The sequence below is a fragment of the Acidipropionibacterium virtanenii genome, from assembly GCF_003325455.1.
GTDB lineage: Bacteria > Actinomycetota > Actinomycetes > Propionibacteriales > Propionibacteriaceae > Acidipropionibacterium > Acidipropionibacterium virtanenii.
Genome location: NZ_CP025198.1, coordinates 371,133 through 386,192, shown reverse-complemented (window position 1 = coordinate 386,192; position 15,060 = coordinate 371,133). Strand labels below are relative to the sequence as shown.

General features: G+C 68.4%; 12 protein-coding genes. 2 read left to right on the top strand and 10 right to left on the bottom strand.

Going from position 1 to position 15,060, the window contains the following annotated elements:
• Positions 1-94 precede the first annotated feature (94 nt).
• On the bottom strand, positions 95-1,141 hold the full coding sequence (locus tag JS278_RS01700) for a LacI family DNA-binding transcriptional regulator (RefSeq protein ID WP_114043686.1): 1,047 nt from the start codon (positions 1,139-1,141) through the stop codon (positions 95-97).
• 82 nt (positions 1,142-1,223) lie between these two features.
• Positions 1,224-1,688, bottom strand: a complete 465-nt coding sequence (locus tag JS278_RS01695) for an AAA family ATPase (RefSeq protein WP_245935255.1) — start codon at positions 1,686-1,688, stop codon at positions 1,224-1,226.
• A 176-nt stretch (positions 1,689-1,864) separates the two neighbouring features.
• On the opposite strand from JS278_RS01695, the gene JS278_RS01690 reads away from it, so the two are divergent.
• Entirely contained in the window at positions 1,865-2,770 is a 906-nt protein-coding gene (locus tag JS278_RS01690) for a carbohydrate deacetylase (RefSeq protein ID WP_181833795.1), read from the top strand.
• A gap of 7 nt (positions 2,771-2,777) precedes the next feature.
• On the opposite strand, the gene JS278_RS01685 is transcribed toward JS278_RS01690, so the two are convergent.
• Together JS278_RS01685 and JS278_RS01680 are read right to left on the bottom strand one after the other, a co-directional pair.
• On the bottom strand, positions 2,778-4,484 hold the full coding sequence (locus JS278_RS01685) for a GH25 family lysozyme (RefSeq protein ID WP_147243123.1): 1,707 nt from the start codon (positions 4,482-4,484) through the stop codon (positions 2,778-2,780).
• A 239-nt stretch (positions 4,485-4,723) separates the two neighbouring features.
• Positions 4,724-7,177, bottom strand: coding sequence for a glycoside hydrolase family 31 protein (locus tag JS278_RS01680; RefSeq protein WP_114046048.1), 2,454 nt, complete (start codon positions 7,175-7,177; stop codon positions 4,724-4,726).
• Positions 7,178-7,338: 161 nt separating this feature from the next.
• Between JS278_RS01680 and JS278_RS01675 the strand changes: the two genes are divergently transcribed.
• Positions 7,339-9,600 (top strand): beta-glucosidase, encoded by a 2,262-nt coding sequence (locus JS278_RS01675; protein WP_114043682.1) that lies wholly within the window; start codon positions 7,339-7,341, stop codon positions 9,598-9,600.
• A 43-nt stretch (positions 9,601-9,643) separates the two neighbouring features.
• Here JS278_RS01675 and JS278_RS01670 read toward each other — a convergent pair whose 3' ends face one another.
• From JS278_RS01670 to JS278_RS01650, 6 genes are all read right to left on the bottom strand, one after another.
• Positions 9,644-10,927 carry an alkaline phosphatase family protein gene (locus JS278_RS01670; RefSeq protein WP_114043681.1) on the bottom strand — a complete coding sequence of 428 codons (1,284 nt, stop codon included), beginning with the start codon at positions 10,925-10,927 and terminating at the stop codon, positions 9,644-9,646.
• A gap of 16 nt (positions 10,928-10,943) precedes the next feature.
• Entirely contained in the window at positions 10,944-12,335 is a 1,392-nt protein-coding gene (locus tag JS278_RS01665; RefSeq protein WP_114043680.1) for an ABC transporter substrate-binding protein, read from the bottom strand.
• 65 nt (positions 12,336-12,400) lie between these two features.
• Positions 12,401-13,279, bottom strand: coding sequence for a carbohydrate ABC transporter permease (locus JS278_RS01660; RefSeq protein WP_114043679.1), 879 nt, complete (start codon positions 13,277-13,279; stop codon positions 12,401-12,403).
• On the bottom strand, positions 13,279-14,226 hold the full coding sequence (locus tag JS278_RS01655) for a carbohydrate ABC transporter permease (RefSeq protein ID WP_114043678.1): 948 nt from the start codon (positions 14,224-14,226) through the stop codon (positions 13,279-13,281). Before JS278_RS01655 ends, JS278_RS01660 begins: the two co-directional genes overlap by 1 nt.
• Positions 14,223-14,345, bottom strand: coding sequence for a hypothetical protein (locus JS278_RS16550; RefSeq protein ID WP_281269211.1), 123 nt, complete (start codon positions 14,343-14,345; stop codon positions 14,223-14,225). The genes JS278_RS01655 and JS278_RS16550 overlap by 4 nt, the downstream gene beginning before the upstream one ends.
• Positions 14,342-15,058, bottom strand: a complete 717-nt coding sequence (locus JS278_RS01650; protein WP_114043677.1) for an MgtC/SapB family protein — start codon at positions 15,056-15,058, stop codon at positions 14,342-14,344. Before JS278_RS01650 ends, JS278_RS16550 begins: the two co-directional genes overlap by 4 nt.
• Between the last annotated feature and the right edge of the window lie 2 nt (positions 15,059-15,060).

The window sequence follows — 15,060 nt, the reverse complement described above, 5'->3', positions numbered from 1 at the left end:
GACATGCCTTTCTACTCATCATGGACATCTGCGTCGTCATGGTGCGGATGCCGGCGCCCGGGGTACGGACGGGGCATGGCCGGGAGCCGCTGCGTCAGCCGGCTCCGGGCGGTGCGATCGAGCCGCGCTCGACCAGCGGGCAGGGGACCCGGTATCCCCTGAAGGCCGGTCTGGCTTCGGGCTCGTCGGCCGCGAGACGGTCGAGAATCCGCTCGGCGGCCCATTCCCCCATCACACGATGGGGAAGCTTGATGGTGGTGAGGCCCGGACTGAGGGCCTCGGCGATGAATCGCTGGTCGTCAAAACCGAGGACGGACAGGTCCTGCGGGATCCGCAGGCCGAGCTCGGCGGCCACCTGGAAGAAGCCGAAGGCGATCTGGTCGGAGAAGCAGAAGACCGCTGTGGGGCGGTCCGGGCGCGCCAGGATCCGTCTCGCCACGGCGACACCGGCCGCGGTGCCGGGATCGGCCGCGGGAACGATGAGCCCGGGGTCCACGGCCGTCCCCGACTCCTCGAGGGCCGCCTCGTAGCCTCGCCGGCGCAGCCGGGTGGCGATCGGGTAGGAGGAGCCCGGGACGGTGACGAAGGCGATGCGACGGTGACCCGCACTCAGCAGCCGCATGGTGCCCTGGTAGGAGCCCTTCTCCTCATCGGGGACCACCCACTCCAGGGTCGGCGCGGAGGGGTCGGCGGGGCGACCGTCCAGCAGGGCGACCGGCATGTCGTCGGGTACCGGCGGCACCTCGACCTCCTGGTGGAAGTCGGAGGCCAGGATCAGCCCGTCGATGTCGCGCTGGAGCAGGGCCCTGGTGGCCGGCACCTGGGCGTCGGCGTCGCCGGCGGTGTCGATGAGCATGACGAGATAGCCGCGCCGGTGGGCGGCGTGCTGGGCGCCGGCGATCATCTGGCCGGCGAAGGCGACGGTGGCGACCTGGTCGGCGACCAGGCCGATGGTGTGGGTCTGGCGGGTGCGCAGGGAGCGTGCGAGCTGATTGGGCCGGTAGCCGAGTTCGTCGGCGATGCGGCGGATCTCCTCGGCCAGCTCGGGATTGATGCGGCCCTTCGCCCTCCCGGACAGCACGAGGGAGACCGAGGAGATGGACACGCCGGCCCGGTCGGCCACGTCCTTCATCTTGATCATCGGTGCCCCCTCGCAGTTCCAACCGGTCAACGATGACCGGCTGGGAGTGAAGCTAAGGACGTCAAACGTTTGACGCAAGGGGTCAGGGCAGATTCCCGACGGTTCCAGGGATCGGCTCCCAGACCTTTGGGCGGGCCCTGCCGCCGGAGATGAACTGAGCGTGCCAACCGGTGATGATCTCCTCCGGGACTCTGCGCTCGCGAGCCCGGTTGCGCTCCAGGCAGGTCTCCAGCGGCACTCCGGTGAGATCCTCCACCCGCCACTGCGCCCCGGACCCCTCGGCCAGTCCCAGCCACTCGCGGACCCGGCGGTGGGGCAGGTTCGTGTCGTCGACGATGACCGTGTGGCCTTGCGCCAGCAGCCGGACGACGGCGTCGGCCTCCAGCTCGGTGATCTCCTCCTCCATGATCCCGTCGACGGGGAACTCCGTGGCGTGCAGCATCATCCGGTAGTGGTCGCGGGAGACGACGGCAGTGCCGTGCGGATCGGCGGCCACCCGGGCCGCCGCCCAGGTGGACTTCCCGGAGCCGGGCAGGCCTCTCATCACGATGAGCAAGGGCTCTCCTTCCCTCCCGGCCATTCTGCCCGCCAGCCCGGGGCGTGGCACTCGACTCGCGTCGACATATCACTCGCTGGAGGGCCGGAATCGACCTTCCACCCCCCGAAATGGGCTGTCTGGCGAGTGATATGTCACGCTTGGCCGGGTCACGCACGATAGAGGGCGTGGAACGCAGGAAGCTGGATGGGCGGCGGCTGGTGATCACCGCCGACGACTTTGGCTACGATCCCGCCAGCAGTGCCCTGATCCTGAGCCTCATCCGAGGGGGCTTCGTCACCTCGACCAGCGTCCTGGCGGTCTCCGAGGAACTGCACCCGCGGCACCTGGCACGGCTTCAGAGCCTCGCCGATGACGGGCTCTGCTCCATCGGCCTGCACTTCGCGACCACCTCCGACGGGAACCGCAGCGGCTGGCGCCCACTGTCGCCCCAAGGCCAGATCCTCGCCGGGCCCGACGGACGCCTGCTGACCAGTGGCACCGCCGCCGAGCGGCGCGCCTGCTCCCGGATCATCGGCGCAGAACTGGAGGCGCAGCACTCCCGGCTCCTCGAGCACGGTCTGCGCCCCACCCGGCTCGACTCCCATTCGGGCACCCTCTACGGCCTGCGCGTCGGCTCGCCCCCGAACAGCCCGGAGCACGAACCTCGCAAGCCGCTGCGGGAGGGGATCCGATTCGCCGCGGTCCACAATCTGGCGCTGAGGCTGCCGCGATCGGTGCGCCTGATCGTCGGGCCGGTCATCCCCCCGCTGATCTCCCGGCCGCACGTCGTGGCGGTGGAGGCGGCGGATCGCCGGAAGGTACGACTCCCCCAGGAGATGGCCACCAACCCCTTCCCCTACCCGCTCATCCCGGGATACCGGTCCCTGCTGGCCTACTACCTTCGTCTGCTGCCGAGGCTTCCCGTCGGTACCACGGAGATCTTCCTGCACCCCGGATCGGACTCCCCGGCGTCGCGCCACCGCTTCGGCGGCTCATGGATCAAGCGGATCTGGGAGGCCCGGATGCTCCGAGACCCGGTCTGGCGCGCGGCCCTCAAGTCCCAGGGGATCGAGCTGGTCACCTCCTGGTGAGACAACGTCACCGGGTCGAGGTGCGCTGGGCGGTGACTCTCCCGCCGGCATAGGTCAGCGTGTAGCCGTGGTAGAAGTTCTGCTTCATCGCGCTCCCGGAGCGGTAGATGTCGGTGGTCGGGCCGCCGTAGACGCCGGCCTCCGATCCGCTGCGGGTCCACACCGGGTAGATCGCCCCCCTCACCACGTGGATCCCACTGCCCCAGGTGATGGCCCCGGACTCGAACCAGTTCATCTTCTTGACGCCGCCTCCGCGCCCGGCCACCATGTCGGACTTCGGCAGCCCCATGGCCGTCGATCCACCGATCTTCCGGTAGGCCTGCCAGATACCGCCCTCCACGATGTAGGCGTGCGACCGCCCCGCATTCCAGACGATCTCGCCCCGCCCGAAGAGCACGTCAGCATTGCCGTCGCTGCTGGCATAGCCCAGGCGGGTGAACGCCGCGGAGACTCCCAGCGACTTCCATCTCGAGTAGACCGAGCCGTGGAGTTCATGGGCCCCGGTCGCCCCGGAGTAGGTGATGGCCCCGTTGGCGAAGAGCTGGTAGTAGCCGTCTCCCCGGTTGACCATGGCCCCGACCGGGTTGCCCAGCACGCTCTTCGCGGTGGCGTACTTGCATCCGATCGCCCCGGAGACCCGGTAGCCGTTGACGGTGGTCGTGCACTGCTGCGGGGGCGTCGTGGCCGCACTCCTCGCGAAGGCCGTCAGCGCGGCGCTGGTGCCGTTGAAGAAGTTCTGGTCGTAGGGGGTCTCGGCGTACTGCCAGACGGTGTGCTTCGTCCATCCCGCAGGCAGCGTGCCGACGGCACTGGCGTACCGGGCGGTCCACAGCGGCTGGACGGAGCTGACGGACGTCGCGGTGCCCACGCACTGGTCCCACCAGCTCGCAGACGTGTAGACGATCGGATAGCGGCCCCACCGGTTGAGGTAGTAACTGCTGAAATCCTTGACCCAGGCCGCCATCTGAGACTTGCTCAGCCCGTAGCAGACCCCGCCGGAATACGGGTTGTACTCCATGTCGAGGGCGCCGGGAAGAGTCCTGCCATCGGCGGACCAGCCGCCTCCGTTGTCGGAGAAGTACTTCGCCTGGGCCGAACCGCTGGATTTGTTCGGCAGCGCGAAATGATAGGCACCGCGGATGAATCCCTGATTCGCCGACCCCTTGTACTGGGCGGAGAAGTAGGGATTGGAGTAGCTGCTGCTCTCGGTCGCCTTCACCCAGACGAATCGTTTTCCGGCGCTCCACCGGCTCGCCCAGTTCACCGTTCCGTCGTGGCTGCTGACGTCCAGACCCGGCACCGATGCCGTCACCGCCAGGGCGCGGGGCTGCACCCCCTGGGAGGAGGCGCCTTCGTACCTGCGGATCTGGGACCCCATCGCATGGTCCTCGGGGTCCCCGGGTGTGCTGGACGCCGTCGCGGACGATGCGGTGCCGGACTGCCCTGTGCTGGACTGCCCTGTGCCGGACGGCTCTGCCGTGGAAGAGAAGCCCGACGAGGAGTCCGCGGAGGCCTCGTCCGGCGCACGCCGGGAGTCTCCGGAGCCCGACGATGTGGACGGTTGTGAGCTTGAGGGTTCACCGGTTCCCGGGCTCGTTCCCCCCTCGGCACCGCCGCCGGCCGCGGCGGTTCCCGCTCCCGGTGACGCATCCTCGGCCGGTACCGCCAGCGCCGCCGAGGGCGCGCCGGCCACCAGTATCGCGGTGGCAGTCACACCGATCAGAATCCTCACGATTCCCGATCGTCCCGAAGCCATGTCAACCCCCTGAGATCTCCGATTCCCAGATATTCAAACAAGGGGGCCTCGGATCCCGGAAGTCCGCTCGCATCGCTACTTCAGGGTGCATTCCTGTCCACATTTCGTGCGCCCTCCCACCGTGATCCACCGGCGGATCACTCACGTGAGGCGCGCGAGGAACCGGTCTGCGGGACCGTCCGGAGCGCCAGGTCGCGTCAGTCCTCCGGGGTCATCAGCTCGATCAGAGCCTCGATGAGCTCAGCAGTGGGGTGGTCGTAGTCGTGCACCTGCGCCCCGTGCCCCGTCGGGTACCTGCCCTGGGCGATCACGGAGGCCAGGGCCGACGAGCCGCGCTCCTCCACCAGCCCGAAGATCCGGTCCTTGAGCCCGAATCCGATCCGGGCTCCGTGCAGCAGCTCCTCCACCTCCTCCAGCAGCTCGGGCTGTCCGGTGGTGGTCAGCAGTCCGGAACGGATGACGAGAGTGTCGCCGTCGGCGCGCACCCTCAGCTTCAGCCGTCCGCGCTCGCTGCGCACCTCCAGCAGCTCGCCGCCCTCGACCTGGAGATCGGAGCCGGCGTCCGAAGCGCCCAGATCCAGCCCGAGCAGGGTGAATCGCCACTCCTGGCGTCGCGCCGCCATCCCCTCGGGGGCCTCGATCCGCAGCTCACCGGCCACGGCGTCCAGTTCGAAGCGGGTCCGCACCCAGGCGCCGTCGGTGCGCTCCTCGTCGAGGTCGAAGCTGCCCGACGCCCCCGCGGCCACCTGGACGTCGAGGGCGGGGAAGAGATTGCGCACGTCCAGGGACTCGCCCTCGGCCACCAGCGGCAGGAAGCCGCCGGCCCGCAGCAGCACCGGGATCGAGGAGATGCCGCGGTACATCCGATGCGCCCGGCCTCCCTGGTAGGAATGCCCGGTGACGACGTCGGTCCAGCGGCCCTCGGGGAGCAGGACGTCGGCCCGGGCCCGGCGCACCACCGGATCGGCGGGCCGGATGATCGGCGCCACCAGCAGCTGGGAGCCGAAGAGGTACTCGTCGAGGTAGCGGTAGGAGTCGAAGCTGTGGGTCTGGAAGTAGACCGGCTCGACGATCGAGCGGCCGTCCCGGTGGGCGCGCAGGTTCATCGAGTTGAGGTAGGGCAGCATCCGGTGGCGCAGCCGCAGGTGCTCGACGACGGCCGAGCGTCCGGGCTCGGCGACCTTCCAGGGCTCCTTGCCGGAGAACCGGGAGTTGCTGGAGTGCAGTCTCATGATCGGGGAGAAGACGCCGAACTCCACCCAGCGGGTGGCCAGCTCGTCATCCTTGAACCCGTCCATGTGGCCGCCGATGTCGTGACTCCACCAGCCGTAGCCGATGTTGGCCCCTGCTGCGGTCATCCGCGGCTGGAAGGCCAGGGACTCCCAGGTGATGATGGCGTCCCCGGAGAACCCGACCGGGTAGCGGTGGGAGCCGGGCCCGGCGTAGCGGGAGAAGGTGAGACCGCGGTCGGAGTGGGCCGCTGAATCGGTGAAGTGCTCGTGGTTGAGCACCCACAGCGGGTCCATGCCGTTGAGTTTCGAGTACGGCCCCGACTGCCAGTCGATCCACCAGAAGTCGGTGCCCTGCTCCTCCAGGCCGCGGTGCAGCACATTGAAGTAGGCGTCCATGAACCGCCGGTCGGTGACGTCGAAGTCGATGGGTTCGCCGTCGGGCTCACGCCCCAGGGCCCGGCACATCGGCTCGTAGGTCTCCTCGAAGGCGCGGATCCCGTCGGCAGGGTGGACGTTGAGGGTCACCTTGAGCCCGCGTCGGTGCAGCTCGGCCTGGAATGCCGCCGGATCGTCGAAGAGCTCCCGGTTCCAGGTGTATCCGGTCCATCCCGATCCGTACTGCGGGTCGATGTCGACCAGGTGCCAGTCCATGTCGACAACGGCGACCGACAGCGGCACCTTCTCGGCGTCGAAGCGGTCCATCAGGCCCAGGTACTCGGTGTCGGAGTAGCGGTGATAGCGCGACCACCAGTTGCCCAGCGCGTACCGCGGCAGCAGCGGCTGGGGGCCGGAGATGGCGAAGAAGTCCCCGACGGCGTCGACGTGGTCGTGGCCGGCTGCGAAGACGTAGAGATCCAGATAGCCGGGGTCGGCGTCGCGGGGGGCAAGATGCCCGGCGTCGTCGAAGACCATCGAGCGCGAGTCGTCGATGACGGCGTAGCCGAGTTCGGAGTTGACGCCGGGTTCCAGGGGAATGACGCCGTCGGCCACGTCGAGGGTGCGCGCCGCCCCGCCCAGGTTTCCGTCCAGGGCGCGCGCCGGGCCGCCCTCGTAGCGCACCTGGCGGTCGGAGGGCAGGGACAGGTCCTGCCGGTAGCGCCACACCGAGTGATAGTTGGAGATGCCGCCGCGCACCGCGACTGACAGCCCGTTGGTGGTGAACGGGCCCCGGTCGTAGTCGAGGACGTAGTGGTTGGTGACGAGCCGGATTCCGGTGTCGGTGGCCTCGACACGGACGTCGGGAACGGGCAGGTCGCGATGGATCGCGAAGGTGGTGGGGCGGTCCTCGAAACGTCCCGACGGCGACCATTCGAGCCTCACCACCCGCTCGGTGAGCGGACTGACGCGGTAGTGCTCGCCCTGGAGGAGGGAGCTCGGGTCGTGGGGGACGCTGCGGTGGGAGGCGTCGGTGTGCCTCATGAGGATCACTCCTGTGAGATCGCTGATGGCCACGGTCGAGGGGCCGTGCCGGCGGCGGCCGTCCTCCCTCGCCGACCCGTTCCGGCCTGACTTCGGGCGCCACCGTCGGCGTAATGTCTCAGCACATCTTAGCGGTACAACTTCCCGTCGGAAGGACAGCAATGAGCACCACCGAGAACCGCCCTCCCTACCTCGACCCCGCGCTGCCGCTCGACCGGCGCGTCGCCGACCTCATGTCGCGGATGACGCCGGCCGAGAAGGTGGGCCAGATGACCCAGTTGCCGGTCTACTCCGATCCCGACCCGATCCTCGACGCCGTTCCGGTGGGCTCGATCCTGCACACCGACCACCAGCTCATCGACCACTGCATCACCCGCGCCCTGGGCACCCGGCTGGGAATCCCGCTGCTGGTGGCCGACGACTGCATCCACGGCCACTCCTTCTGGCACGGGGCCACGATCTTCCCCACCCAGCTGGCCCAGGCCTGCACCTGGAACCCGGCGCTGGTGGGCGACGCCGCCCGGGCCACCGCCCGCGAGGTCGCCGCCACCGGCATCGCCTGGACCTTCTCCCCCGTGCTGTGCATCGCCCGCGACACCCGCTGGGGCCGGGTCGACGAGACCTTCGGCGAGGACCCCTGGCTCATCGGGGAACTCGGCTCGGCGATGACCGCCGGCTACCAGGGGGGCCACCTGGACGATCCCGACACGGTGATGGCCACCGCCAAGCACTTCCTGGCCTACTCCCAGACCCAGGGCGGGCGCGACGCCTCCGAGGCCGACGTCTCCATGCGCGGCATCCGCTCCTGGTTCGCCCCGCCCTTCGAGCGGGCCGCCCGCGACGGCGTCGCGACCTTCATGATGGGATACCAGGCCATCGACGGCGTGCCCATCACCATCAACGAGCCGCTGATCCGCGGTCTGCTCAAGGACGAGTGGGGATTCGACGGGCTGCTGGTGACCGACTGGGACAACGTCGGGCGAATGGTCTGGGAGCAGAAGATCTTCGGCGACCACGCCCAGGCCTCCGCCGCCGCGATCAACGCCGGAATCGACATCGCGATGTCCACCAGGCAGTTCTTCCAAGGTGCCCTCGACGCCCTGGACGCCGGGCTGGTGACCATGGCCCCCATCGACGAGGCGGTCCGCCGGATCCTGTCGCTGAAATTCCGGATGGGCCTGTTCGAGAACCCGCGGCGCCCCGACGAGGACCGCCAGCACGCCGTCATCGCCTGCCCCGCCCATCAGGAGCTCAATCTGGACGCCGCCCGGCAGTCCCTGGTGCTGCTGGCCAATGACGGCGTCCTGCCCCTCGGCGATGGACCGGCCGAGCCGCGACGGATCGCGGTGGTGGGGCCGAACTGCGACGACCCGGACGCCCAGATCGGCGACTGGGCCCGCGCCTCGGGCCAGGGCATGAAGTTCCTCGGTCATCCCGGAGACGTCACCACCGTGGCCGGCGGGCTGGCCGGTCTGCTGCCCGAGGGCTGGCAGCTGACCACCGAGCCCGGATGCGCCATCACCGCCACCGCCCCCGACCCGGCCGGGGCCCACTTCCCCGACGGGCAGCCCCGGCCAGCCATCACCGTGCCGGCGCCGGCCGATCCGGACGCCCTCGATCGGGCAGTGAAGGCCGCGACCGATGCCGACGTGGCGGTCGTCGTGGTCGGCGACAACGTCCGGCTCACCGGGGAGGGGCGCTCCACCGCCACGCTGGAGCTCATCGGGCCCCAGAAGGAACTGCTGGAGCGGGTGATCGCGACCAGCACCCCTACGGTGGTGGTCGTCGTCTCCTCCAAGCCGCTGGTGCTGCCAGGCTGCGTGGATGACGCCGCCGCCCTGATCCAGGCCTTCAACCCGGGGCTTCGCGGCGGCCGGGCGATCGCCGAGCTGCTGCTGGGGCTCATCGAGCCCGTGGGCCGGCTGCCGATCTCGATGCCGTGCCACGCCGGGCAGCTGCCGGTGCACTACAACATGGTGCGCGGCACCCACGGAAACCGGTACGCGGATCTGCCCTTCGAACCGTTCCGCACCTTCGGGGAAGGCCTGGCCTATACGTCTTTCCACTACCAGGACGCCGCCCTGGAGGCCGACCAGATCACGGCGAGCGGCGTCGTGGCCGCGACGGTGAGCGTCGTCAACGACGGCGACCGGGACCTGACCGAGACGGTGCAGGCCTACGTCCGTCACCCCGTCACTCCGGTGACCTGGGCGGACAAGGAGCTCAAGGGATTCACCCGGGTGCACGTGCCGGCGCACTCGTCGGCGACCGCGCGGGTCGAGGTGCCCGTCGCCGAGTGCTCGATCGTCGACGCCGCGGGCCGCCGCGTCGTGCCCACCGGTCCCTGCAAACTGCTGGTGGGCCATTCCTCGAAGGACGCCGACCTGGTCGCGCTGCCTTTCACCATCACCGACCGGTCCTGAGAACCGTCCCCCGCCCCTGACGTCCGGCCCCCGTCCAGCCGGCCTACGCCAGCAGTTCCTCCATCGCCTGTCCCCACGAGTCCGGCAGCGCCACCCCCAGGGCACGGGCCAGGGTGGGGGCCTCGTCGATCATCCGGTGCCGGCCGGCGTCGGCGCCGGGGGTGAAGGCCGGCCCGGTGGCGAAGAAGACCGGCTGCCCACCGGCACCGGGATGATGGCCGTGATTGCCCAGGTTCCCACCGAAATCGGGATCTCCCCGGCGCACCACGGCCCGGCGGTCCAGAGCCCCGCCCACGATGACTCCCGGGTCGGACTCGATGACGTACTCGAAGGGCCCGTCCAGACCGAAGGCGTCGCGGGCCTCGCGGGCCGTCCAGACCTTGCGGATCCTATACTGCGGGTCGGCGAGGATCTCGTCGAACAGATCTTCCAGCACCCGGCGCCGCACCGCGGAGATCTCCGGGGAGACGAAGAGCTGGCCCGACAGCCCGGAGCTGTGGACGTAGGCGTCCCAGCTCCTCAGATGCCCCTCCCCATCGGACTCCAGCAGCCCACGCTGTGCCAGCAGGGTGTTGAGATTCGTGTGCTGGACGACGTCGAGCTGGCCGTGGTCGGAGACGATGACGATATTGGTCCGCTCCGGCTCCCCCGTCTCGTCGAGTGCGGCCAGGATCGTCGCCAGTCTGCCGTCGACGACGCGCAGCGCCTTCTCGACGTGCGGCCCTCGGGGCCCGTCCTTGTGCCGGGCGGCGTCGAGCTCGACCAGGTGGAGGAACATCACGTCGGGCCGATCCTCACGCAGCACGTCGGCGGCCACCGCGGCGGCGAAGGCCCCGTGGTTGCGCTTGGGCCTGTGAACGATGAGGTCGCGGTGCCGCTCGAAGAGTTCGTACCCCCGGGCCGAGCACGCCGCCCGCATCGTCTCCTCGACGCCGCCGGTGCGGTCCTCATTGCCGATCTCGGGGACGACGACGTCGAAGGGCGCCCCGGCGGTGACCGGCCACTGGACCGTGGCGACCTTCATGCCGGCGTCGACGGCGCGATCCAGCAGGGTGGGCACCTGGATCAACCGGTACCACCAGAACCAGTCGGGATGGTCGACGCCGGGCTGCATCTGGACGTTGTTGAAGATGCCGCTGGCCGCCGGCGGACAGCCGGTGATCTGGGCGGTGTGGTTGGGGTAGGTCAACGTCGGGAAGACCGCCTGGATCTGCGCCCGGGCGGGATCGGCCAGGATCCTCCCGAAGGACGGGAGGGTCCGGGCACGGGCCTCGTCGACGTCTTCCATCGCGTCTACGGAGATGACCAGGAGCCGTGGGGAGTTCATGTGCGGATGCCTCGAATCAGTTGCCCTTGGCCATCACCTTGGAGATGGTGTCCTTGTACTTGGTCATCTTCTCGTCGAGCTGCTTCTGCAGGTCGGAGACGACGGTCCTGGGATCCTTGCCGTCGCCGTAGACCAGGCCCATCGCCCGGTTGATGTCGTCGACCGGGGAGTCGAACCAGGTGATGGTGTCGGACTGGCGGGAGTTCTTGACCTGGTCCAGAGCCACCTTGTAGTTCGGGATCTTCTTGTAGTTGGCGATCACCGAGGGCAGCTCGGCGGCCTTCAGCACGATGGGCAGGTAGCCGGTGCCCAGATGCCACTCGGCGCAGTTCTCCGGCTCGGCCATGAACTTCAGCACCTTCGCGGCGGCGTCCTGACGGTCTTTCGACTCGGCCTTGACGACGGCCAGGCCGGACCCGCCGATCGGCACCTTGGGGCCGGCGGAGTCGTTGCCCAGCATGAAGTGGGAGCCCACCTCGAACTTCGAGTCGTGAAGAATCTGGGCCAGCGTCGCGGTGGAGGCGTGGGTGGCCGCCGAGATGCCGGTGGTGAAATCGGTCACCGGGGACTTGGCGACGTAGCCGTAGTTCTGCTTGTGAATGAAGTTGTTCTTCCAGGTCAGCCACTTCAGCATCGGGCCCTGGTCAATGAGCACCTTGGTGCCCTCGGAGAAGCGTCCGCCCCAGGCCCAGATGTGCGCCTGGCCGTACCACTCGTCGTCATTCTTGAAGGGGAAGATCTTCAGGGACTTGCCGGCCGACTTCAGCTTGGCCAGATCGGGCGCCATCTTGGCGTACTCCGGCCAGGTGTCGGGGCCCGCCTCGGGAAGGCCGGCCTCCTTGAAGCGGGTCTTGTTGTAGTAGAACAGCGGCGTCGAGCGGGCGAAGGGCACCTGGTAGGTCTTGCCCTGGGCCTGACCCTCGGGGACGAACTGCTGCATGTAGACCTTGGTGTTCCAGTCATCGTCGAAGTAGTCGTCGAGCGGGGCCAGGGCGCCGGCCTGCCAGTACTGGATCCAGCGGTGCTCGGGGAAGCAGACGATGTCGGGCACCTGCCTGGCCTGCAGGGCTGCGGTGAACTTCTGGGCCAGGTCGGCGTAGGCGCCGACCGACTCGGCGCCGGCGTAGATGTCCTTCTGGGAGTCGTTGAACTTCTTGAGCAGCTTGGTGAGCACCTGGAAGTTGATGCCGGTGAAGGGCGCCCAGAAGATGACGTTGGTGCGGCCCTTGTAGGCCTCCGGCACCTTCACCGAGGTCTGCTTGAAGCCCTTACGGACCCCTCCGGCCGCCTTGTCGGAGCTGGAATCGCCGCCGACGCCGACGCAGCCGGCCAGCCCGAGGGCGGCACCGGCGCCCATCAGGCCGAGTACCGACCTGCGGCTCGTGGTGGTCTGCAGGATGTTGAACATGGGGTCCTCCTTGAGGGATTGTTCACGACGTTGACGGATAGGGGATGGGGTATCGGGGGCGGGCGTCAGCCCTTGACCGCGCCCGCGGCCAGGCCGCCGACGATCTTCTTCTGGGCGATGAAGAACAGGATCAGCATCGGGGCGGCGGCCATCACGGAGCCCGCCATCACGGCGCCCCAGTTGGTGCCGCCCTCGTCGTTCTGCAGGAATTTCAGCCCGATGGGCAGAGTCCGCATGTCGGCGGTACTGGTGACGATCAGGGGCCAGACGTAGGAATTCCACTTGCCCATGAAGGTGATGAGGGCGGCGGTGATCACCATCGGCTGGCAGATCGGCATGACGACCCGCGCCATCCGGGTGAGGTGTCCCGCACCGTCCATCCGGGCCGACTCGATGAGCTCGTTGGGCACCGTCCTCATCTCCTGGTAGAGCAGGAACATGATGAAGGAGGAGGCCAGCTGCGGCAGGATGATGCCGGAGTAGGTGTTGAGCAGGTCCATCTGGGAGATGGTGATGTAGTTCACCAGCAGGGTGACGTGACCGGGCAGCATCATCGAGCCAAGCACCAGCATGAACATGAAGCCCTTCAGCGGGGCCTTGATGAAGGCGAAGGCGTAGGCGCACATCACCGCGAAGATCAGCTCGACGACGGTGCCGACCACGCTGGTCACCACGGAGTTCCAGAAGAACTTGAGGAAGGGTGCGGCGCGCATCGCCTCGGTGAAGTTCGACATCGTCGGGTGGACGGTGAACCACTTGATGGGCCAGGTGTAGACGTCGGCCTGGGGTTTGAAGGCCGACAGGAACATCCAGTAGATCGGCACCAGGAAGATGATGAGGGTGATGAGCAGCAGGATGTACATGATCACCCGGCCGGGCGTCATCTTCTGGCGGACCCTGCGGGGCCTGGTGCGGCCAGGAGCCGCGACGTCGGCGCGAGACATCACGCCTCCTTCCTGTTGCTGAGCTTCACCTGGAAGGCCGTCGCGATCATGAGGAGCACGAACAGCACCATCGACTGGGCGGCCGAGGAGCCGATGTCGAACTCCTGGAAGGCCTTTTTGTAGACCGACCAGGTCAACGTCGATGAGGAGTAGCCCGGACCGCCGCTGGTGAGCGTCGCGATGATGTCGAAGGCCTGGGTGCTGGCGATGACGCTGGTGATGAGCATGAAGTAGTTCACCGGCCTCAGCAGCGGGAAGGTCATGTGACGGAACTTCTGCCAGCCGTGGGCGCCGTCGACGTCGGCGGCCTCCATCACGTCATGGGGCAGATCGAGGATCGCCGCGTAGTAGATGATCGTGACGAAACCGACCCGCTGCCAGGAGTAGGCGATGATGATCGCCCACAGGGACCATTTCGAGGTGGCCGTCCACTGCGGGGAGGAGGCGCCGAACCACTCGAAGACCAGTCGGCTGATGCCGTACTGCGGGTCGAACATGAACAGGAAGAGGATGCCGACGACGGCGCCCGCGACCATGTGCGGGGCGAAGGTCATCGTCCGCACCACCGCGGAGAAGCGCAGCCTCTTGGCCAGCAGCAGGCCGATCCCCAGGCCTGCGACCAGGGTGCCCACGACCGTGAACAGTGTGAAGACCAGGGTGTTCCACAGCACGGTGTAGAACTCGCTGGACGAGAACAGCTCCTGCCACTTCTTCAGGCCCACGAAGGTGGCCGTCGGCTGGACGAAGTCCCATTCGGTGAAGCTGAGAACGAGGTTGTAGAGGGTCGGCCAGTACGCGAAGACGACGATCAGGGCGATATTCGGGAAGATCAGGGCCGCGAAGAGCGCGACCTCCCTGCCCTCGTACCGCTTGTGCCTGCGTGGTGTCTGGCCGACTGCCTCGACGGCGGCGGCGACTCTGGCCTCCGCCTTGGATGCAGCGCTCACGAGCGCCCCTCCTTCTTGGTCCGGTTGTTGATTCGCGTCGCGGGCAGTGCGGCTGCGAGGTCGTAGATCGAACCGGACCGGTCGGTGGTCCGGTCGGTCGGCACGTCGTGGCTGTTCACTCCATGTCTCCTTCGGGGACGATCTCGACCGACAGCACGCCGTCGATCCCGGTGAGTTCGGACAGCAGATCGTGAGTGTCCCGGGGGCCCTCGAGCTCGAGGATGAGGCGGGCCTTGTCGGAGCCGGGGCGCGAGCGCGGCATGGCCCGCTCGACGGCCCAGCCGGCCTTGGTGATCGAGGAGAGCAGGGTTCTCAGCAGCCCCTGGCCGTCGCAGTAGGTGACGTCGAGGTGGGTGAGAGTGCGACTCCTGGAGGGCAGCACCGTCTCGAGGGCGTTGAATCCGAAGGTGATGATGAAGTGCATCACGGTGACCACCGCGGCCAGCAGCCACAGACCCGCGCCGCAGGCCATGCCGATCGCCGAGGACTCCCACACCGAGGCGGCCGTGGTGAGGCCGCGGACCCGGCTGTGCTGGGTCATGATGAGGCCGGCACCGAGGAAGCCGACACCGGAGACCACCTGGGCGGCGACCCGCGAAGGATCGAGCCGGATATCGTCGCCCATCCAGGGCAGCAGGTCGAAGAAACCGTACTTGCCGACCTGGAGGAACAGTGCCGAGGCGACCCCGACGATGCTCTGCGTCCGCAGGCCGGCGCCCTTGCCGCGCAGATTCCGTTCCAGGCCGACGAGGGAGGTGAGGAGGAGTGCCAGGGCGAGTTCACCCACCTGGACCCAACCCTGGCCGAAACCGACCTGCGCCTGAAGAAGCAATG